The sequence below is a fragment of the Streptomyces sp. NPDC001822 genome (genome assembly GCF_042892135.1).
Lineage (GTDB): Bacteria > Actinomycetota > Actinomycetes > Streptomycetales > Streptomycetaceae > Streptomyces.
This window is the reverse complement of the sequence record NZ_JBIATW010000021.1, coordinates 52743-73296: the sequence shown is the minus strand read 5'-3', so window position 1 is coordinate 73296 and position 20554 is coordinate 52743. Positions and strand designations below refer to the sequence as shown.

Sequence of the window (20554 nt, the reverse complement as noted above, 5' to 3'; positions counted from 1 at the left end):
GGCGTGGGGCCGGAAGCCGCGTTCCCGCCGTCAGGCGCCGGGCCGGAGCTTCCCCACGAACGCGTCCAGCTGCACCCGGTCGCCGGGCCGGGTCAGGAGGGCGCGGGCGGACTCGGGAGGAAGCCATGCCAGCCGGTCCACCTCGTCGTTCGGTACGAAGGTGCCGTCCGCCGCCTCCGCCGCCCAGTAGCTGACCTCCTTGGGACGTCCGTTCGCCGTGTAGAGGGCCGTGGGCAGGACGGCGCCCGGGGCGCAGTGGTGGCCCGTCTCCTCCAGTACCTCCCGCAGGGCACCCTCCAGCGCCGTCTCGCCGCGCTTCAGCTTGCCCTTGGGGAACGACCAGTCGTCGTAGCGCGGCCGGTGCACCAGGCAGATCTCGGTGCGGCCCTCCGGCGAGCGGCGCCACAGCACGCAGCCCGCCGCGAGCACGAGGCCGCTCACCGCGCGGTCACGGCCGCCGCACGGGGCCAGGCCTCGCGGAACACCGCGCGTGCGGCCGCCACCTCGTGCCGCTGGTCGGCGTGCAGCACACCCAGGGCGTACGCGGTCGCCGGGGCGATCCTCGGGGTGCGGGCCGCCTCCGCCGCGGCGGCCGCCGCCTCGGCCGCGTCCCGGTGCAGTTCGAGGGCGTGCCCCGGCCGGGTCAGTGCCGGATCGGGGGTGCCCTGCAGCACCTCGTGCGCGTACCGGTGCAGCCGGAGCAGCAGGCGGGCCTGGTGCCACAGGGCGTCGTGGGCCTCGTTGTACGGCTCCACCGCCTCGTCGGGCGGCAGGGCGGCGACCGCGGCCAGCATCCGCTCCTCGGCCAGTGCGGCCGGGTCGTGCAGCACCCCGGCGGCCGGTTCGGCGGCCGCCGGCGACAGGGGGACCTCCGAGGCGAGCAGTGCGACGCCGTCGGCGACCGCGTGGAAGCGGGAGGAGCCGATGGCCTGGAGTGCCGCCGAGTGGGCGCGGGTCCTGGCGAGCGTCAGCCGGCGTTCCAGGAGCGCGCCCGCCCGCGCGGCGCCGATGCCGAGTGCCGCCCGCTCCGTGGCGGTCTCCGCGGAGTCCGGGTCTCCCGCGGTCCTGGCGGCCGGCAGTGAGGTGCCGGAGAGCTGGTGCAGGGCGTCCAGCAGCCGCCCGAGCCGGGTCGCGTAGGCGTGTTCGCGGGCCAGGGTGCCGGAGAGCCAGGCCAGTTCGGCCCTGAGGTGGTCGGCCCAGGCGGGCTCCAGTGCCTCCCGGAAGGTGTGCAGGGTGGCGCTCATGCGGCGGGCGGCGTGGCGCAGCGCACGGCCCGCTTCGTCGGCGCCGTGCGTGCCCGCGTCCGCCGGGGCGCTGTGCTCGCGGTGCAGGCGCAGGCCCCGGAGGAATCCGGCTGCCTGTTCGCGCAGGTACGGTGCGAGGACCGCTCCGGCGGAGAGGGTCGTCGTCGGGTGGTCAGGGCGTCGCACGCCTACGCCTCCGGGCATCGATGAGCATCTCTTGTACGTGCCGCAGGGGCTGGCCGTCCGCGTCCGTGGAGTGCCTGGTCCAGTTGCCGTCGGGGCCCAGGTGCCAGGAGGACGTGGTGTCGGACATGCCTGTTTCCAGGAGCCGGCTGAGCGCGGCGCGATGCGCGGGGTCGGTGACGCGTACCAGGGCCTCGATCCTGCGGTCGAGGTTGCGGTGCATCATGTCGGCGCTGCCGAACCAGACTTCGGGTTCCCCGCCGTTGCCGAAGGCGAAGAGCCGGGAGTGTTCGAGGAAGCGGCCCAGTATCGAGCGGACCCTGATGTTCTCGGAGAGACCGCTGACGCCGGGACGGATCGCGCAGATGCCGCGCACCCAGATGTCGACCGGTACGCCGGCCTGCCCGGCCCGGTAGCAGGCGTCGATGACCGCTTCGTCGACCATCGAGTTGACCTTGATGCGTACGTAGGCCGGCCGTCCCGCCCGGTGGTGGGTGATCTCCTTGTTGATCCGGGCGATCAGCCCGTCACGCAGGGACTTCGGCGCCACCAGCAGGCGCCGGTAGGTCTCGCGGCGGGAGTAGCCCGAGAGCCGGTTGAAGAGGTCGGAGAGGTCGGCGCCGACCTGCGGGTCGGCCGTGAGCAGCCCGAGGTCCTCGTACAGCCGGGCCGTCTTGGGGTGGTAGTTGCCGGTGCCGACGTGGGAGTAGCGGCGCAGCGTGTCCCCCTCCTGACGGACCACCAGGGAGAGTTTGCAGTGGGTCTTGAGCCCGACGAGGCCGTAGACGACGTGGCAGCCGGCCTCCTCCAGCTTGCGGGCCCACTTGATGTTGGCCTGTTCGTCGAAGCGGGCCTTGATCTCGACGAGGACGAGGACCTGCTTCCCGGACTCGGCGGCGTCGATGAGGGCGTCGACTATCGGCGAGTCGCCCGAGGTCCGGTAGAGCGTCTGCTTGATGGCGAGGACGTCCGGGTCGCCCGCCGCCTGTTCCAGGAAGGCCTGGACGGAGGTGGAGAAGGAGTCGTACGGGTGGTGCAGCAGGACGTCGCGTTCGCGCAGGGCGGCGAAGATGTCCGGCGCGGAGGCCGACTCGACCTCGGCCAGGTCGCGGTGGGTGCCGGCGACGAACTTGGGGTACTTCAGCTCGGGCCGGTCCAGCGAGGCGATCCCGAAGAGGCCGGTGAGGTCGAGCGGGCCGGGCAGCGGGTAGAGCTCGGTCTCGGAGATCTTCAGCTCGCGCACCAGCAGGTCCAGGACGTACGGGTCGATGGACTCCTCGACCTCCAGGCGGACCGGCGGGCCGAAGCGGCGCCGCATGAGCTCCTTCTCCAGCGCCTGGAGGAGGTTCTCGGCGTCGTCCTCCTCGACCTCCAGGTCCTCGTTCCTGGTGACCCGGAACATGTGGTGGGCCAGGACCTCCATGCCCGGGAAGAGCTCTTCGAGGTGGGCCGCGATGATGTCCTCTATCGGGACGTAACGCTGCGGGGACGCCTCCAGGAAGCGTGTGAGCAGCGGCGGCACCTTCACCCGGGCGAAGTGGCGGTGCCCGCTGACGGGGTTGCGCACGACGACGGCGAGGTTGAGCGAGAGCCCGGAGATGTACGGGAAGGGGTGCGCCGGGTCGACGGCCAGCGGGGTCAGCACGGGGAAGACCCGCTGCCGGAAGAAGGTGAACAGGCGGGCCTGTTCCTTCTCGGTCAGGTCGGGCCAGCGGACCAGCTGGATGCCCTCGTCGGAGAGTGCGGGCGCGACGTCCTGCTGGTAGCAGGCGGCGTGCCGCGCCATGAGCTCGCGCGAGCGGGTCCAGATCAGGTCGAGCACCTCGCGGGGCTGCAGCCCGGACGCGGACCGGGTCGCGACGCCGGTGGCGATACGGCGCTTGAGCCCGGCCACCCGGACCATGAAGAACTCGTCCAGGTTCGACGCGAAGATCGCGAGGAAATTAGCCCGTTCGAGTAGCGGGGTGGCGGGGTCCTCGGCCAGCTCCAGAACGCGTTCGTTGAACGCGAGCCAACTGCGTTCCCGGTCCAGGAACCGGCCCTGCGGCAGCTCGTCGCCGTCCGCCTCGGGCTCGTAGGCGTCCGCGTCGTTGTCCAGGTCGGGATCGAGGTCGGCGGCTGTGGACAGACCTGTGGGCACCCCGCCGGCGACGGCGTGGGGCCGGTGCGCGGCGAGGGAGCCCACGGACGGCTGGGCGGGCTGGACGGGGACCTCGGAGCTGGGCTGCTGGCTCATGGACCTATTCTTCCGCGCGTTCGGCCCCTCAGGCGCGTCGGAGGCGATAAAGATCGCGGAAGAAAGGGGGCCGGTCCGTGTCGCGGGGTCTTTCCCGTTGCGGGGGGTGGGCACAGCTGGCTGCATCCCGTGAGGGTCGCAAGTCCTTCTGAATGGCCGGTAACGGCGACATGACGTACAGGAAGCGGTGTGGCTGCGGTGCCGTAGCCGGTCACGGGGAGTGACCCCCCTGCCCGGGCTCCCGCGGGGCCCGGGCAGGGGGGCGCGCTCAGGCGGTCCGGCGGCGCAGGACGCGGAAGGCGAGGGCGAGGGCCAGGGCGGCGAGGGCCAGCAGGATGCCGGTCTCGACGAGCTGGAGCGGCCAGAAGTGGGAGGCGGGGTGGTAGTCGAGGTAGTGGCCGGTGATGTCGTGGTCGGCGAAGCACCGGGCCGTGTCCGTCTCGGAAACGCTCTGGGCGCACGTTTCCTGCGACAGGCGCTCGCCGTCGCCGGTCAGGTGGCCCGTCTCCACCCACCAGATGTTCTCGTGTATGTCCAGGTTCGTGCCGGTCACCGTGCTCGGGGGCCACAGGCGGCCGCGGAGATCGGCGAAGGCCACGCCCACGGCGCCGGCGACGAGGACGGACAGGACAAGCGCGAGGAGCGTGCGGCGGACCAGGATGCCGATGAGGGCTCCGGCGCAGAGCCCGAACAGGATGTGGCCGGCGAGGACAGTGCCCGTGGTGGTGAACACGTACATCGCGTACCACTCGACCGGATAGGGCAGATCCTGCCCGGACCGCGCCCAGTGGAGAACTGCGGCCAGGATCGCGGCCCCGGCCAGGACGAGCGTGGCGGGCACGACGAGCTTGGCGGCGAGCCAGCGCGCGGGTGTCACCGACTGGGTCCAGGACAGCTTGTAGGTGCCGCTCTCCAGTTCCCGGGCGATGAGGGGTCCGCCGACGAATCCGCTGAGGAGCACGGGCAGAGCCATCAGGACCAGCGCGACGTTGTCGAAGCCTCTCCGGTACGTGAACATGGTGACCACGTAGTTCCGTGCCACCTGCATGCATTCCCGGTTCCCGTCGGCGCCGTCGGTTCGGCAGCCGCTCGCCGCGAAGACCTCGGTGACGTGGGACGACCGCAGGGACAGGGCGATCAGGCCGAGAAGTGTGAGGAGGGCGAGCCCGCCCGCGATCCGCAGCGTCCACCGGTGTTGGCGCACGGCGACCCGGGCGGGGCCGAGCAGCGAGGGGCGGGGACGGGTGAGGGTGGTGCTCATATCGCGGCCACCGCCTCGGTGTTCTCGGCGCTCGGGGTGAGCAGGGCCGGGGCCTCCGGAGAGCGGAGGTGGGCCAGCAGCAGTTCCTCCAGGGACGGTTCCGTGACGTCCCAGGCCGTGGTGTCCACCGGGCCCTCCTTGCGTACGAGTGCGGTGAGCTGACGACCCGTCGTGCGCGACTCGACGACCGTGTGCGGGGCGAGGTCGCCGACCTGGCCGGTGAGCACGGCGTGCGCGGCCACGATGTCCTCGCTCTCGCCGCCGAGGCGGACCCGGCCGCCCTCGACGAGCAGGAGGTAGTCGCAGGCGCCCTCCAGCTCGGTGAGGATGTGCGACGACATCACGATGGTGGTGCCGTGTTCGGCAGCCTCTGCCATCAGGACGCCCATCAGCTGGTGCCGGGCGAGGGGGTCGAGGTCGGCCATCGGCTCGTCCAGCAGCAGGAGTTCGGGCCTCTTGCCGAGGGCGAGGGCCAGGGCGAGCCGGGTGCGCTGGCCGCCCGACAGCGTGCGGACCTTCGCGTCCTGGGGGAGCGGGTCGGCGACCCGGCCGGCGGTCGCCGGGTCCCAGGTGGCGGGGTTGAGCTCGGCACCCGCCCACAGGGTGTCGGCCACGGTGAGCTGCGGGAACAGCGGCTTCTCCTGGGCCACGTACGCGATACGCGGACGCGCCTCGGCGGGGGTCGAACCGAGCACCCGCACCGATCCCCGGGTGGGCCGCAGCAGGCCGGCCGTGAGGGACAGCAGGGTGGACTTGCCTGCGCCGTTGGGGCCGACGAGGGCGCATATCCGTCCGGCGGGGAGCCGGAACGAGCAGTCGCTCAGCGCCCGTCGCCCCCGTCTCCCGTAAGCCATGCCGAGGGCGTTCGCCTCGATCGCTGCGCCTGTCATCAGTGCTGGTCCCCCTTGAACGTGCTGTCGAGTACGTCGGTGAAGAGTGCGCTCACGTCGTCCTTCTCCAGTCCCGCGGCGCGGGCCCTGCGGGTCCACTCCGCGAGTTCCGCGCGCAGCGGCGGGTCGTTGGTCGTCGCCGCGCTGCCGAGGGTGCGGCGGACGAAGGTGCCGAGGCCGCGGCGGCCCTCGACGAGGCCTTCGCGCTCCAGTTCGCGGTAGGCCTTGAGCACGGTGTTGGGATTGATGGCCGTGGCCTCCACGACCTCGCGGGCCGTGGGCAGCCGGTCGCCCGGCTCCAGCACACCCAGGCGGAGCGCCTGCTTGGTCTGCTGCACGATCTGGAGATAGGTGGCGACGCCGCTGCGCCGGTCGATCCGGAACTCGACCGCTGCGGGTTCTGCCATGTTCACCACCCTTTCACTAAGGTAATAGTGAAAGGGTGGTGCAAGAAAGGGGCGGCGTCAAGTCGCGCCGCCCCTCCGGGTGTTGCCGGGCTCCCCGTAGGGGTGCCGGGCTCAGGACTCCGTGCGGTACATCAGGTCGACCTCGTGCGTCGCGAAGCCCATCCGCTCGTACACCGACAGCGCCGCGGGGTTGTCGGCGTCGACGTAGAGCATCGCCGTCGGCAGGCCCTGCGCGGCCAGGTGGCGCAGGCCGATCGCGGTGAGCGCCTTGCCGAGGCCGCCGCCCTGGACGTCCGGCCGGATGCCGACGACGTAGACCTCGCCGAGGTCGTCCTCGGCGTGCACCTTCGTCCAGTGGAAGCCGATGATCTCGCCGTCGCGCTCGGCGAGGAAGAAGCCCTTGGGGTCGAACCAGGGCTCGGCCTTGCGGTCGTCGAGGTCCCGCTGGGTGAGGGAACCCTGCTCGGGGTGGTGGGCGAACGCGGCGCTGTTCACGGCGAGCCAGGCGGTGTCGTCCTGGCCCGGGACGAAGGTGCGGACCGTGACACCGGGCGGGAGGACCGGCTCGGCGATGTCGAGGGATCCCAGCGGGCGCCGCAACTGACGCAGTTCGCGGAAGAGCGAGAGGCCGAGGACCTGTGCGAGGTGCCGGGCGGCCGACTTGCCGCCGTGCGCCCAGACCCGCAGCCGCTTCCCGGTCGCGCCGAGGAGGGCGGCTCCCAGGGCGCGGCCGTGCCCCCGGCCGCGGTGGGAGGGGTGCACGACCAGCTCGGCGGCCGGGGCCTCCACGGGGTCGGTGTCCTCCAGTTGCGCGTATCCGGCCAACTCGCCGTCCACGGTGAGCAGGAAGTGCCGGACGCCCTCGCGGTGCCCGCCCCTCAGCTGCAGCCGCCCCTGCTCGGAGACGGCCTGCCGCCCGTCGGTCGCGGCGGCCTCGCCGAGCAGGGCGAGGACGGCGTCGGCCTGCTCGGGGGTGAGCTCGTCCAGGGTCTCGATCACTCGTCCGGGGGCGGGGAGGGGTGCGTCAGTCGTCATGGGTACGAGCGTACGGGGACGGGCCCGGCGTCCGCGGGCACGGCGGCGTACGGTCTCCCGAGGTCCCGTGACGCTTCTGCCCGCATATGTACGCCCTGCGGGTGATCGACCCCCTTGTGGCCACGCGGCAACCAGTTCGTAACCCCCGACACCTGTCGCGCTACGCGCGTTGACCCTAGGCTGCGGCAGCAGGATTCCAGGCGTGTCACCGCCACTCACCACCCTCCCGCTGAACTCACAAGGGGAACGATGTCAGCGACTTCACAGAAGAACCGTGCCTCCCGGCGGGTGCTCTCCGCCGCGGCCGGACTGGCTACGGTGGGCGCGCTCGTCGCCGCCGTGCCGGCCGGCGCCCAGGGCCACGGACACGGTCACGACCACCACCAGCCCCGCACCGTCGACGTGCAGCTGCTCTCGTTCAACGACCTCCACGGCAACCTGGAGCCGCCCGCCGGTTCGGCCGGGACGGTCGCCGAGAAGCAGGCCGACGGCACGGTGAAGTCGGTCCCGGCCGGTGGCGTCGAGTACCTCGCGACCTCGCTGCGCACCGCGCGCAAGGGGCACCCGTACTCCGTCACGGCGGCCGGCGGCGACATGGTGGGCGCGAGCCCGCTGCTGTCGGGACTCTTCCACGACGAGCCCACCATCGAGGCGCTCAACGGGCTCGACCTCGACGTGACGGCCGTCGGCAACCACGAGTTCGACGAGGGTGCCACCGAGCTGGGCCGCCTCCAGAACGGCGGCTGCCACCCCGTCGAGGGCTGCTACGAGAAGGGCAAGAAGTTCAAGGGCGCGGACTTCCCCTACCTCGCGGCCAACGTGACGAGCGAGAAGTCCGGCAGGCCGATCCTCAAGCCGTACACGGTCTGGAAGAAGAACGGCGTCAAGATCGGCTTCATCGGGGTGACCCTGGAGGGCACGCCGAACATCGTCACGGCGAACGGGGTCAAGGGCCTCAAGTTCCACGACGAGATCGAGACGGTCAACAAGTACGCCAAGGAGCTGGACCGGCAGGGCGTCAAGTCCATCGTGGCGCTGATCCACGAGGGCGGCGCCCCGGCCTCCTCCTCGTACAACTACGACTGCGACAGCCCGGGTGCCGGTGACGGCATCTCCGGCCCGATCGTCGACATCGCCAAGGGCATCACGTCCAAGGTCGACGCCCTGGTCACCGGCCACACCCATCAGGCCTACGTGTGCACGGTCCCGGACCCCTCCGGCAAGCCGCGCATGGTCACGTCCGCCTCGTCGTTCGGCAAGCTCTACACGGACACGACGCTCACCTACGACCGCCGCACCAAGGACATCGTCCGCACGTCGGTGAAGTCCCCGTCCTCGGCGAACCACATCGTCAGCCGGGACCAGGCCAAGGCCACCGACATGACCGCGCTGATCGCCCGCTGGAACACGCTGGCCGCGCCGATCGCCGGCCGTCCCCAGGGCTTCATCTCCGCCGACATCAACGGCCGCGGCTCCACCGCCCCCGAGAAGCCGCTCGGCAACCTGATCGCCGACGCCCAGCTGGAGGGCCTGGCCCCGGCGGACAAGGGCGGCGCGGTCGTCGCGTTCATGAACCCGGGCGGTATCCGCTCCGACCTGGTCTACGCCGCCTCCGGCGGTGAGGGCGACGGGGTGGTGACCTACGGCGAGGCGTTCACCGTCCAGCCGTTCACCAACATGATGAACGTCGTCGACCTCACCGGAGCGCAGCTCGTCGCCGCCCTCCAGCAGCAGGTCAGCGGCTCCAACGCGGCGTCCCCGAAGATCCTCCAGGTCTCGAAGGGCCTCACCTACACGCTGGACATGACGAAGGCCGGCGCCGACCGGGTGGTCACCTCGTCGATCCTGCTGAACGGTGTCGCGATCGACCCGGCGAAGACCTACCGCGTCGCGATGAACGAGTTCCTCGCGGGCGGCGGCGACGGCTTCGCGGCCCTCGGCCAGGGCACGAACAAGCTGGTCGGCCCGTCCGACCTGGACCTCTTCAACGCCTACCTGGCGGCGCACTCCACGGCCGCGGCGCCGCTGGCCCCGCCGGCCACGGACCGGATCACGGTCGTGCAGTAGGCGCGGGACGCGGGACAGGACGGAGCGGGGCGGCGGGCCGATCGGGCCTGCCGCCCCGCTCCGCTTCCGGCGGCGGGCCCGGTCGGCATCGCGGAACTCCGCCGCTTGCGTTTCTTTCGAATTATGCGATGCTCGTCTGACCCTCAAAGGAGACAGCGCCATGCAGAGCACCACCGAAGACCGCACTCTCCTGCCGGAGCACCGTGCCGAGATCGCCGAACTCTGCGCCTTCCTCGACCGGACACCGCAGGCCGCCGAGCCCGCGCTGCTGAGAGGACCCGACGGCAGTACGCGCACACTGCCCCCGGAGGTCTACGAGGCGCTCATGGTCGTGGTGAGGGCGCTGTCGGAAGGCAAGGCTGTGACCGTCGCCCCTGTGAACACCACGCTGACCACACAGGAGGCGGCCGACGTGCTCGGTGTCAGCCGCCCGACTCTCGTCAAGATTCTTGACGAGGGCGGGGTCCCGTTCTCGCGTCCAGGCAGACACCGGCGGGTGCTGCTGGCCGATGTGCTCGCCTACAAGGAGAACCGGCGGACACGGCGGAGCCGCGGCCTGGACCGGCTGACCGAGCTGACCGAGGATGCGGGTCTGTACGACAACTGATCCCCCGAAGCCGCCGATTCGACTGGAGCGATGTGCAGCGCGTCGTCCTGGACAGGCTGAATGCCGGCGGCGCCCCCCAGTTCGCCGCTGAATTCCGCAGGCGCCTCCGACCCGGATCGCGTTCACTGCCCCGGCGGCGGCTGGGGCGCCCCCGGGAGGCGGATCGTGGCCGTGGTGCCCCCGCCGTCCGCCGGGGTCAGGGCAACCGTGCCGCCCGCCTGCTGCACCGTGCGGGCCACGATGGACAGGCCGAGGCCGGAGCCGGGGAGCTGGCGGGCCGAGGGGGAGCGCCAGAAGCGTTCGAAGACGTGCGGCAGGTCCTCGGCGGGGATGCCGGGGCCGTGGTCCCGGACCGTCAGTTCACCCCGGTGCAGGACCACCTCGATGGCGCCGCGGGACGGGCTGAACTTCACCGCGTTGTCCAGGACGTTGACCACGGCGCGCTCCAGGGCCGCGGGCTCGGCGCGGACGTACCAGGGCGCCAGGTCGGCCGTGATGCTCAGCTCGGGGCCGCGCAGCCGTGCGCGCCGCAGCGCGGTGCGGGTGACGTCGTGCAGGGCGACGACCTGGAGCGGGCCCGGCTGGGCGGCGTCGGGGCGGGAGAGCTCCTGGAGGTCGCCGATCAGCGCGGCCAGCTCGGTCATCTGCGCCTTGACCGAGGTCATCAGGGCCTTGCGGTCGTCGGGCGGGATGGCCCGGCCCGTCTCGTCGCTGCGGACGAGGAGTTCGATGTTCGTGCGCAGGGAGGTGAGCGGGGTGCGCAGTTCGTGGCCCGCGTCGGCGATGAGCTGCGCCTGGCGGTCGCGGGAGGTGGCCAGGGAGCTGGTCATGGAGTTGAAGGACCGGGAGAGCCGTGCGATCTCGTCCTCGCCCTCGGCGGGGATGCGTACGGTCAGGTCCTCGGTCTCGGCCACGTGCGCGACGGCGTGCGCGAGGTCGTCGACCGGGCGCAGACCGGTACGGGCGATCCACAGCCCGGCGGCCCCGGCTCCGACGACGCCGATACCGGCGACGAGGACGAGCACCCAGGCGAGGGTCGAGAGGGGGTCGGTGACCTCGCTCATGGGGCGGGCCACGGAGACGGCGAGTGTGACGTCGGGCTCGGGGCGGCGGTCCAGCCGGATCTGGCGGGTGTAGACGCGCAGGTCCCGGCCGTCGGTGTCCTTCACGGTGTGCAGGACGCTCCCGCGCTCCCCGCCGGCGACGGCGAGGTCGAGGTCCGTCGTGGGGAACGCGCGGTTCGGCGGAGCCGGGCACGGATCACCGGTGGTCGCGATGATCTGGACCCGGAACGATCCGGGGTCGGGCTGCTGACCGATGGCAGTGCCCGCGCAGGTGTTGAGCAGGTTCCGGACGTAGGTGCTGTCGACCGTGTTCGACGTGACGAGCGAGTTGTCCAGCTGCTCTTGCAGCTGCTCCCGCGTCACGAACCAGCAGGAGGCCGCGACCGCCGCGACCGCGACCGCCACCGCAGCCGCCACCAGCAGGGCGAGCCGAGAGCGCAGCGGGAGGGTGCGGAGCCGGCGGGGGAGGCCGGTCACCCGTCACCGCCGCCGGGGCGCAGGGCGTAGCCGACGCCGCGCACGGTGTGGACCAGGCGCGGTTCGCCGCCCGCCTCCGTCTTGCGGCGCAGGTACATCACGTACACGTCCAGGGAGTTGGAGCTGGGTTCGAAGTCGAAGCCCCACACGGCCTTGAGGATCTGCTCGCGGGTCAGCACCTGCCGGGGGTGGGCCAGGAACATCTCCAGCAGGGTGAACTCGGTGCGGGTGAGTTCGACCCTGCGGGTGCCGCGCGTGACCTCGCGGGTGTTCAGGTCCATGCGCAGGTCGCCGAAGGACAGCACGTCGTCCTCGGGGGGCGGGCCACCCGCCGCGACGGCGTACGAGCTGCGCCGCAGGAGGGCCCGGATGCGGGCGAACAGTTCGTCCAGTTCGAAGGGTTTGACGAGGTAGTCGTCGGCGCCCGCGTCGAGGCCGGTGACCCGGTCGCCGACGGTGTCGCGGGCGGTGAGCATCAGGATGGGCGTGGTCGATCCGGTCGACCGGATGCGGCGGGCGGCGGTGAGGCCGTCCATGCGCGGCATCTGGATGTCCAGGACGATCAGGTCGGGGGCGTACGACTCCGACTTGGCGAGGGCGTCGTAGCCGTCCACGGCCACCTCGGTGCCGTATCCCTCGAAGGCGAGGCTGCGCTGCAGGGCCTCGCGCACGGCGGGCTCGTCGTCGACGATCAGGACGCGCTGCGGATCGTCTTCGGCGGGGCTCATCGCTTCTTCGTCCTCTTCCTGCCGTAGGGGGTCCGTGTGCGGGGCTCTCAGCCTCGCACGGCTGCTCGGCGGCGTCGCGCGGCGCGGCGTCCGCGGCTGCCGCCGCCGCGGTTCGCGGCCGGCCCCGCGTCGGCCGGGGCGGGGTCGGTGCCGGAACGCACGGGGACCTCCTGGTCAGGAGCCGTGGCCGGCGCGCAGGGTGTCCAGGTCGGCCTTGACGGTGTTGATCGGGATGGCGAAGCCGAGGCCGACGCTGCCCGCGGCCGAACTGCTGGTGGAGTCGGCCGAACTGGGCGCGTAGATGGCCGAGTTGATGCCGATGATCTCGCCGTTCAAGTTGATGAGCGCGCCACCGGAGTTGCCCGGGTTGAGCGAGGCGTCGGTCTGCAGCGCCTTGTACGTCGTCTTGGACGAGCCCGTGTCGCCGTTGAACTGCTGCCCGCCGAACTCGAACGGCCAGTCCCCGTCGCCCTGCTGTTGCTGCTGGTCCTGGCCGTCCTCCTTGGCGACGCTGACGTCGCGGTCGAGCGCCGAGACGATGCCGCTGGTGACCGTGCCGGTGAGGCCCTCGGGCGAACCGATCGCGACGACCTGGTCGCCGACCTTCACGGAGGAGGAGTCGCCGAGGGTGGCCGTCTTCAGTCCGCTCGCGCCCCGGAGCTTGATGAGGGCGAGGTCCTTGTCGGCGTCGGTCCCGACGATGTCTGCGGTGTAGGTCCGGCCGGTGCTGAGCGAGACCTTGATCGTGGAGGCGCCGGAGATGACGTGGTTGTTGGTGAGGATCTCGCCGTCCGAGGTGATCACGACACCGGAGCCGGTGGCCTGGCCCGCGGGGGAGGACGCCTTGATCTCGACGATGGCCGGTGACACGGCGGCGGCCACGCCGGAGACGGTGCCCGCGCTGCTCCGCGAGACGGTGGTGCCGTTGACGACGCCGGAGCCCGGGGCCGCGGAGCCGCCGCCCGCGAACTCACCGATGAGGGTCGCGGTGCCGCCGCCGATCGCCGCGGCGGCGATCGCCACGGCGGCCAGCAGGGCGACGGGCCGCTTGACCCGGCGCTCGGACCGGGGGACGTCCGCGCCGAAACCCGCCGGATCGGGCTGGGCCGCCGGGGCCGGCCAGGCGTGAGCGGCGGGCGTCCCGGCGATCACGTGCTCGGGCTCGTAGGCCGGCGGCGGCGGGTAGCCGGCCTCGCCGCTGCCGTACGAGTCCGCGCGGTACGAGTCCCCGCCGTACGAGTCGTTGCCGTACGAGTGACTGCCGTACGCGCCGCTGTCGTACGAGCCGTTGCCGTTCGAGGGGTGCATCGGGTTCTCGCCGCTCGGGCGGTGGCTGTCGGTCATGTCTACGAGAGTGGGCGGCGAACATGAGAGCAGTCTGAGTACGTCCTGAGAAGCCCGGCAGAACCGTGTATGCCCGATATAAGGTCGGGGCGGCCTACCGGGCGGTGACGGTCGGTTCCCCGCAGCCGCACGAGCGGCGCACGACCAGTGCGGACGGGAACTGCTTCAGGCGCTCGCGGCGCGATCCCGACACGCGCAGCGAGTCGTCGAGGACCAGGTCCACGGCCGCCCGTGCCATCGCGGGACGGTCGGAGAAGACCGTCGTCAGCGGCGGATCGGTCAGTCCCGCTTCCTTCACGTCGTCGAAGCCCGCGACCGCGAGCTCCTCCGGCACGTCGATGCGCAGTTCGCGGGCGGCCCGCAGCACACCGATGGCCTGGTCGTCCGTCGAGCAGAAGATCGCCGGGGGCCTGTCGGGCCCGGAGAGCAGCTTCAGGGCGACCTGGTAGGCGTCGTACCGGTTGTACGGGGCGTGGAAGAGGCGGCCCTCGGTCGTGCGCCCCGCCTCCTGCATGGCCCGGCGCCAGCCCTCGATGTGGTCGGCGACCGGGTCGCCGACCACGGGGGTCGACTCCGTGCCGCCGAGGCACGCGACGTAGTCGTAGCCGTGTTCCAGGAGGTGGCGGGTGGCGAGCTGGGCGCCGCCGACGTCGTCGGTGACGACCGCGACGTCGTCGATCGCCTCGGGGCGCTCGTGCAGCAGCACCACCCGCGCGTCCCACGCCTCTATCTCGGCCGCGGCCCGCTCGCTGGGTCCCTGGCTGACCAGGATCAGCCCGGAGACGCGCATGCCGAGGAAGGCACGCAGATAGTGGACCTCGCGCTCGTCGCGGTAGTCGGAGTTGCCGACGAGCACCATCTTCCCGCGCTCGGCCGCGGCCTGTTCGACCGCGTGCGCCATCTCCGCGAAGAACGGCTGCCGGGCGTCGGGCACGATCATCCCTATGAGATCGGTGCGCCGCGACGCCATGGCCTGGGCGACCCGGTCGGGCCGGTATCCGAGCTCCTTGATCGCGGCGAGCACCCGCTCGCGCGTGGCCGGGGCGACCGGCCGGGGTCCGTTGTTGATGACGTAGCTGACGACCGCTGTCGAGGTCCCCGCCAGTCTCGCCACATCGTCCCGCGTCACCTTGGCCACGCGCGGCAGTCTACGCGGATCGACCTACCGCTCGGCAGGCCGGACCGGGGCTTCTTGCGCGACCCGGGGATCGGCGGAATGCTCCGAACGGGTGAGGGCCTCGCCGGCCTGCCTCGAAGCCGTCCTGGCCTTGGCCTCCTCGGCCGCCCGCTCCACCTTCTCGGGGGTGACGAAGCGGTAGCCGACGTTGCGGACGGTGCCGATCAGCGACTCGTGCTCGGGGCCCAGCTTGGCGCGCAGCCGCCGCACGTGGACGTCGACCGTGCGCGTGCCGCCGAAGTAGTCGTAGCCCCAGACCTCCTGGAGCAGCTGGGCGCGGGTGAAGACCCGGCCCGGGTGCTGTGCCAGGTACTTGAGCAGTTCGAACTCCTTGAAGGTCAGGTCGAGGACCCGGCCCTTGAGCTTGGCGCTGTACGTCGCCTCGTCGACCGACAGGTCGCCGTTGCGGATCTCCATGGGGGAGTCGTCGGAGGTGATCTGCCGGCGGCCGGTGGCCAGCCGCAGCCGGGCCTCGACCTCGGCGGGGCCGACGGTGTCCAGCAGGACGTCGTCGATGCCCCAGTCAGCGGTGACGGCCGCGAGGCCGCCCTCCGTCACGACGAGGATCAGCGGACAGCCGGGTCCGGTGGACCGGAGCAGCTGGCACAGGGAGCGGACCTGGGGGAGGTCGCGGCGGCCGTCGATGAGGATGACGTCGGCACCGGGGGTGTCGACGAGAGCGGGTCCCTCGGCGGGGGCGACCCGCACGCTGTGCAGCAGGAGGCCGAGGGCGGGGAGCACCTCCGTCGACGGTTGGAGGGCATTCGTCAGGAGCAGCAGTGAACTCATCGCCGCCCACCTGCCTGGGTCGTCGGTCGATCGTGCACGGTTCGCTCGCCCATTACGTCGGTCCTCCTCGTTCCCTGCGAGAGGGGCACTCCCGGGTCGGACCCGGGGGAGTATGCGGCACTGCTTCGTACTCCCGTACGTCCATCACCTGCGACGGCGTCATACGGTTCTTACCGTGCGGTCCCGCGCCCGGGGGCCGCTGAGCTTGTGGAAACGCTGCCGTAACAACGCTCCTAAAGCACAAAAGGACCCGGGGGCTGCTTTGCCCGGATCCTCTTCGCAGCAGAATAGCCCACATGAGTTCTGTGTCCGAGGGCCGATTCCCGGGTTCCTCTGTTCCCTCGATCACGCGCGCCCCCCGGCGCACCACGTTGCTGACGGGTGACGGAGTCCGCATCGAGGCCGTGTACACCCCGTGTACGGCGGGTTCGCGGGGAAGCGGAGGCAGTGACTCCGGAGGGACGGCGATCGTCCTCGCACACGGTTTCACCGGCTCCGCCGACCGGCCGGCCGTGCGCCGTGCCGCCGGGGTGTTCGCCCAGCGTGCGGCCGTGATCACGTTCTCTTTCCGGGGTCACGGAAAATCCGGCGGACGGTCCACGGTGGGCGACCGGGAAGTGCTCGATCTGGCCGCCGCGGTCGCCTGGGCGAGGTCGCTGGGGCACCGGCGCGTCGTTACGGTCGGCTTCTCGATGGGCGGCTCCGTGGTGATCCGGCACGCCGCTCTGTATACGGCCCCGGAGACCGGTGAGGGCGTCGCGGAGGAGGCGCGCGTGCCGGGGGCCGAACGGGTGGGGCGGCGCATTTCGGCGCGCGAGGGGCGTATGGGGGCGCACGCGGACGCGGTGGTCGCCGTCAGCGCGCCGGCCCGCTGGTACTACCGGGGCACCGCCCCGATGCGCCGGGTGCACTGGGTCATCACCCGCCCCGCGGGCCGCTTCGTCGGCCGCTACGGCTTCGGCACCCGCATCCACCGCGAGGACTGGAACCCCGTGCCGCTCTCGCCGGTGGAGGCCGTCCCGCTGATCACCGCGCCCTTCCTGATCGTGCACGGGGACCGGGACCCGTACTTCCCGGTCGACCACCCCCGGATGCTGGCCGGAGCCGCCGGCGACCGGGCGGAACTGTGGCTGGAGCACGGCATGGGACACGCCGAGAACGCCGCGGACGAGGACCTGCTCACCCGCATCGCCGACTGGACGGAGTCGGTGTGATGAATGATGGACAGCCGGAGCACGAGGAAAGGGGTGCCGTCATGGCAGCGGGGACGATCCGCTACTGGGCCGCGGCCAAGGCCGCCGCGGGAACCGCGGAGGAGCCGTACGCGGCGGACACGCTCGCCGAGGCGCTCGCCGGGGTGCGCGAGCGCCACCCCGGTGAACTGACGCGCGTACTGCTCCGGAGCTCGTTCCTCATCGACGGGAATCCTGTCGGGACGCGCGGGCATGAGACCGTACGGCTTGCCGAGGGCGGCACGGTCGAGGTGCTCCCGCCGTTCGCAGGAGGGTGAACCGCAGACCATGAGCGACAACGACCAGCAGTATCCGTACGACCCGTCGTACGGGCAGCAGCCGTACGACCCGGGATACGACCCGGCCCACGGCCACCAGCCGTCCGGCTACGGCGACCAGCGACGTCCGCAGGCTCCGGGGCAACAGTCCCACGACCCCGCACACGGGCACCAGTCGCACGACGCGGCGTACGGGAACCAGCCGTACGACGCGGCCCACGGACATCAGCCGTACGACGCGGCCTACGGGAACCAGCAGTCCGCTTACGGGCACCAGCGACCGCCCGCCTATCCGGAGCAGGGCGGTGCTCAGGGCCATGCCGGCGAGGGCATGACCCAGACCTGGCAGGGGCAGACCTGGGACACCCAGTACCAGCCCACGGTCCAGCCGCAGCCGCAGCCGCAGCCGCAGCCGCAGACCGCGCCCGCGCAGGGCCACGCTCCCGCCGCCGCCCGTCCGCTGCCGCCCGAGGCCCCGCCGGCTCCGTCGGCTCCGACGGCCGCTCCGGCCCCGGCACCCGCCGGCGGACCGGAGTTCAGCGCGCCCACCACCCTGGGGAACGCCCGGATCACCGACGCGCAGCGGGCCCGCGCCGAAGGGCGTTCGCCGATCATCGCGCCGGGGATGCAGCCGGCCGCGATCACGGCGGGCCTCGGCCTGCTCCTCGCCCTGGGCGCGGCGATCGGCGCGTACGCGCTGCTCGTCCCCCTGATCCTGCTCCAGGCCGTGACGGCCGCCGGCTGGTTCCGGCTCAACGGCATGTGGCCGGCCAGGCAGGGCATCGCGCTCGCCTTCGCGGGTGGTTTCGTCGCCGATGTCGTGCTGCTCGCCGCGGGCCGGGAGAACGCCCCCGCCGCCATCCTCGGCACGCTGGGCGTCTGGGTGCTGCTCACCCTCGTCCTCCAGCTCCGCAGCCACGCCGGCGCCGACGAGCGGATGTACGGCCTGACGGCCACGGTCGCGTCGGCCGCTCTCGCGGTCCTGGCCGCCGGGCACCTCGCGGCCGTTCCGGACGCGGTGACCGTGGGCGGGATCGCCGTCGCGGTCGCGGTGCTCGTCCGGGCGCTTCCTCTGCCCGGCCCGCTTTCGGTCGTCGTCGCGCTGCTCGCCTCGGCGGGCGCCGGACTGGTCGGCGGAGCCCTCACGGACTTCGGGGCGTCCGCCGCGCTCCTCGGGTTCGCCGCCGGTGGCTGCGCGCTGATCGGGCTGCGGGTCGCCAGCTACGACTACCCGTCCCGCTTCGTGCACATGACGGCGGGAGTGGCGCTGCCGCTCACGGCGGCGGCCCCCGCCGTGTATCTGATCGGCCGCGCCCTCGCCTGACCCGGCGGTCATTTTCGGCCGTCTCCCGGCCGGGCCCGCCCTCGGCGGGAACCGGCCGGGCACCCCGCTCGTCGATCACCTCGGGTGTGCCGTCCGCGGAAGTACGCTCACGTGCTGCAGAGGTCCGGTCGGTCCGAGTGGGGGAGCAACAGGCATGCGCGCACTGCGAATACTGCTGATCATCGCCGTCGTCCTCGGCGGTGTCTTCGTCGCCGCGGACCGTGTCGCCGTGCACTTCGCGGAGTCCGAGGCCGCGGACCGGATCGGTTTCGCCGGTGCCGAGGCGGGCTCGACCGACGTGTCGATCAAGGGCTTCCCCTTCCTGACCCAGGTGGCCGACTCCCGGCTCGACGAGGTCGACGTGAAGGTCGAGGACATCCGGGCCAGTGCGGCGGGCCGGGACATCCGGATCAGCGAGATCCGCGCCCGGCTGCGCGACGTGACGCTGGGCGCCGGCTACACGAGCGCCACGGCCGCCCGGGCGACCGGGACGGCCGTCCTCTCGTACGCCGCCCTCACCGAGGCCGCCGACGAGGGCGTCACCGTCGCCTACGGCGGCGACGGCAAGGTCAAGGTCACGGGAAGCGTCCGGATCCCCCTGGTGGAACGCACGGTCACGCGCACGGTGCTGTCCACCGTCACCCTGGTCGACGGGGACACGGTCCGGGTGCGCGCGGACGAGGTACCGGGTGAGGGCATCCCCGGTCTGGAGGGCCTGGTCAGGAGGAAGACCGACTTCGAGCGCGGCATCGGCGGCCTGCCGGACGGCCTGCGACTGGAGAGGATCGAGGTCGCGCCCGGCGGTCTGGAGGTCTCGGTGAGCGGCGCCGACATCGCACTCGCCGGCTGACGGCTCCCCGGGGCCGTGCGTGCGGATGGAAGGCGGCGGGCCGGGGTAGGGGTCCGTGGAGGCGGGCCGGACAGTCGATCCGGATGATGAGACGTACGCGTCCGTTCCTCAGATCACCGGAGGGCCGCGAGGGCCTGTGACGCATGCGGGGTGCGGCCCGACCCCTCCCGCATCTCATCCAGCGGACGATCGCGTCTCATCATCCGACACGGCGGTGACATCTCCGCCCGTACCTCCCTACGATCGGACGTATGAAGCGACAGGCGGACCTCACGAAGCGGCGGGCAGTAGACCTGTGCCGCGTCGCCGCCATGCTCTGTCGCACCTTCTGAGCGGGACCTCTCCCGTTTCCCCCGGCCCTTCGACTTCGTCAGGGCCACACCGTGCCTCCCGTACGCGCCCCGCCGCAGGCACTCCGCGTACCTCTCGCACACCGCACCATGCCGCCGCAGACTGCCCCGGAGGAGAAACGCATGAGCCGCGCAGACGTTCTGGTCGACGCCGACTGGGTCGAGGCCCACATCGACGACCCGCAGGTCGCCATCGTCGAGGTCGACGAGGACACCTCGGCGTACGAGAAGAACCACATCAGGAACGCGATCCGGATCGACTGGACCAAGGACCTCCAGGACCCGGTCCGCCGTGACTTCATCGACCAGGCCGGCTTCGAGAAGCTCCTGTCGGAGAAGGGCATCGGGAACGACACCACGGTCGTCCTCTACGGCGGCAACAACAACTGGTTCGCCTCCTACGCGTTCTGGTACTTCAAGCTCTACGGTCACCAGGACGTCCGCCTCCTCGACGGCGGCCGCAAGAAGTGGGAGCTCGACTCCCGCGACCTGACCGACGCCGTCCCGGCCCGCCCGGCCGCGCAGTACGAGGCCAAGGCGCAGGACGAGTCGATCCGCGCCTACCGCGACGACGTCGTGAAGGCCATCGGCAGCCTGAACCTCGTCGACGTGCGCTCGCCCGACGAGTTCAGCGGCAAGCTGCTCGCCCCCGCGCACCTCCCGCAGGAGCAGTCGCAGCGCCCCGGCCACGTGCCGAGCGCCCGCAACATCCCGTGGTCGAAGAACGCCAACGACGACGGCACCTTCAAGTCGGACGACGAGCTCAGGGCCCTCTACGAGGACGAGCAGGTCGACCTGGCCAAGGACACCATCGCGTACTGCCGCATCGGTGAGCGCTCCGCGCTCACCTGGTTCGTCCTGCACGAGCTGCTCGGCCAGGAGAACGTCAAGAACTACGACGGTTCGTGGACCGAGTACGGCTCCCTCGTGGGCGTGCCGATCGAGCTCGGCGCCAACAAGTAACCCCGCAGGACCCGATCAGCAGGACCCCGACCAGAAGGACTGAACACC

Annotated in this window: 20 protein-coding genes; 8 read left to right on the top strand and 12 right to left on the bottom strand. The window is 72.0% G+C overall.

Features of this window, described 5'->3' with window-relative positions; all coding sequences use genetic code 11:
• Positions 1-30 precede the first annotated feature (30 nt).
• The 7 genes from ACFYY2_RS32515 to mshD all read right to left on the bottom strand — a co-directional run bounded on the left by ACFYY2_RS32515 (position 31) and on the right by mshD (position 7256).
• On the bottom strand, positions 31-441 hold the full coding sequence (locus ACFYY2_RS32515) for an NUDIX hydrolase (protein WP_388749715.1): 411 nt from the start codon (positions 439-441) through the stop codon (positions 31-33).
• Positions 438-1430 carry a CHAD domain-containing protein gene (locus ACFYY2_RS32510; RefSeq protein ID WP_388749714.1) on the bottom strand — a complete coding sequence of 331 codons (993 nt, stop codon included), beginning with the start codon at positions 1428-1430 and terminating at the stop codon, positions 438-440. The genes ACFYY2_RS32515 and ACFYY2_RS32510 overlap by 4 nt, the downstream gene beginning before the upstream one ends.
• The gene (locus tag ACFYY2_RS32505; RefSeq protein WP_388749712.1) at positions 1417-3663 is read right to left on the bottom strand and encodes an RNA degradosome polyphosphate kinase; all 2247 of its coding nucleotides are present in this window, start codon (positions 3661-3663) and stop codon (positions 1417-1419) included. Before ACFYY2_RS32505 ends, ACFYY2_RS32510 begins: the two co-directional genes overlap by 14 nt.
• A gap of 268 nt (positions 3664-3931) precedes the next feature.
• The gene (locus tag ACFYY2_RS32500) at positions 3932-4924 is read right to left on the bottom strand and encodes a hypothetical protein (protein WP_388749710.1); all 993 of its coding nucleotides are present in this window, start codon (positions 4922-4924) and stop codon (positions 3932-3934) included.
• On the bottom strand, positions 4921-5814 hold the full coding sequence (locus ACFYY2_RS32495; RefSeq protein WP_388749708.1) for an ABC transporter ATP-binding protein: 894 nt from the start codon (positions 5812-5814) through the stop codon (positions 4921-4923). The genes ACFYY2_RS32500 and ACFYY2_RS32495 overlap by 4 nt, the downstream gene beginning before the upstream one ends.
• Complete coding sequence (locus ACFYY2_RS32490) at positions 5814-6221, bottom strand: GntR family transcriptional regulator (protein ID WP_388749706.1); 408 nt, start codon at positions 6219-6221, stop codon at positions 5814-5816. Before ACFYY2_RS32490 ends, ACFYY2_RS32495 begins: the two co-directional genes overlap by 1 nt.
• A 111-nt stretch (positions 6222-6332) precedes the next feature.
• Entirely contained in the window at positions 6333-7256 is a 924-nt protein-coding gene (gene mshD / locus ACFYY2_RS32485) for a mycothiol synthase (RefSeq protein ID WP_388749704.1), read from the bottom strand.
• A 249-nt stretch (positions 7257-7505) separates the two neighbouring features.
• Here mshD and ACFYY2_RS32480 point away from each other — a divergent pair, with 249 nt between their 5' ends.
• Together ACFYY2_RS32480 and ACFYY2_RS32475 are read left to right on the top strand one after the other, a co-directional pair.
• Positions 7506-9323 (top strand): bifunctional metallophosphatase/5'-nucleotidase, encoded by a 1818-nt coding sequence (locus ACFYY2_RS32480; protein ID WP_388749702.1) that lies wholly within the window; start codon positions 7506-7508, stop codon positions 9321-9323.
• 160 nt (positions 9324-9483) lie between these two features.
• The gene (locus ACFYY2_RS32475) at positions 9484-9930 is read left to right on the top strand and encodes a helix-turn-helix domain-containing protein (protein WP_388749700.1); all 447 of its coding nucleotides are present in this window, start codon (positions 9484-9486) and stop codon (positions 9928-9930) included.
• A gap of 122 nt (positions 9931-10052) precedes the next feature.
• Here the strand turns inward: ACFYY2_RS32475 and ACFYY2_RS32470 are convergent, their stop codons facing one another.
• The 5 genes from ACFYY2_RS32470 to ACFYY2_RS32450 form a co-directional block, all read right to left on the bottom strand.
• The gene (locus ACFYY2_RS32470) at positions 10053-11471 is read right to left on the bottom strand and encodes a sensor histidine kinase (protein WP_388749698.1); all 1419 of its coding nucleotides are present in this window, start codon (positions 11469-11471) and stop codon (positions 10053-10055) included.
• Entirely contained in the window at positions 11468-12199 is a 732-nt protein-coding gene (locus ACFYY2_RS32465; RefSeq protein ID WP_388749697.1) for a response regulator transcription factor, read from the bottom strand. The genes ACFYY2_RS32470 and ACFYY2_RS32465 overlap by 4 nt, the downstream gene beginning before the upstream one ends.
• Positions 12200-12373: 174 nt before the next feature.
• Positions 12374-13543, bottom strand: a complete 1170-nt coding sequence (locus tag ACFYY2_RS32460; protein ID WP_388749695.1) for a S1C family serine protease — start codon at positions 13541-13543, stop codon at positions 12374-12376.
• A gap of 94 nt (positions 13544-13637) precedes the next feature.
• Positions 13638-14681: a LacI family DNA-binding transcriptional regulator gene (locus ACFYY2_RS32455; RefSeq protein ID WP_388749693.1), complete on the bottom strand. Its 1044-nt coding sequence runs from the start codon at positions 14679-14681 to the stop codon at positions 13638-13640.
• A 24-nt stretch (positions 14682-14705) separates the two neighbouring features.
• Positions 14706-15509 carry a response regulator transcription factor gene (locus ACFYY2_RS32450; protein ID WP_388749691.1) on the bottom strand — a complete coding sequence of 268 codons (804 nt, stop codon included), beginning with the start codon at positions 15507-15509 and terminating at the stop codon, positions 14706-14708.
• Between the two features lie 296 nt (positions 15510-15805).
• On the opposite strand from ACFYY2_RS32450, the gene ACFYY2_RS32445 reads away from it, so the two are divergent.
• The 6 genes from ACFYY2_RS32445 to ACFYY2_RS32420 all read left to right on the top strand — a co-directional run bounded on the left by ACFYY2_RS32445 (position 15806) and on the right by ACFYY2_RS32420 (position 20506).
• Positions 15806-16723, top strand: a complete 918-nt coding sequence (locus ACFYY2_RS32445) for an alpha/beta hydrolase (protein WP_388749689.1) — start codon at positions 15806-15808, stop codon at positions 16721-16723.
• Positions 16724-16764: 41 nt separating this feature from the next.
• Positions 16765-17019, top strand: a complete 255-nt coding sequence (locus ACFYY2_RS32440; RefSeq protein WP_388749687.1) for a MoaD/ThiS family protein — start codon at positions 16765-16767, stop codon at positions 17017-17019.
• Between the two features lie 10 nt (positions 17020-17029).
• Positions 17030-18343 carry a hypothetical protein gene (locus tag ACFYY2_RS32435; protein ID WP_388749685.1) on the top strand — a complete coding sequence of 438 codons (1314 nt, stop codon included), beginning with the start codon at positions 17030-17032 and terminating at the stop codon, positions 18341-18343.
• Positions 18344-18497: 154 nt separating this feature from the next.
• Positions 18498-19193 carry a DUF2993 domain-containing protein gene (locus tag ACFYY2_RS32430; RefSeq protein ID WP_388749683.1) on the top strand — a complete coding sequence of 232 codons (696 nt, stop codon included), beginning with the start codon at positions 18498-18500 and terminating at the stop codon, positions 19191-19193.
• 251 nt (positions 19194-19444) lie between these two features.
• A complete protein-coding gene (locus tag ACFYY2_RS32425) occupies positions 19445-19525 on the top strand; it encodes a putative leader peptide (protein ID WP_350310325.1) in 81 nt (26 codons plus the stop codon).
• A 141-nt stretch (positions 19526-19666) separates the two neighbouring features.
• Positions 19667-20506: a sulfurtransferase gene (locus ACFYY2_RS32420; protein ID WP_388749681.1), complete on the top strand. Its 840-nt coding sequence runs from the start codon at positions 19667-19669 to the stop codon at positions 20504-20506.
• Positions 20507-20554 lie beyond the last annotated feature (48 nt).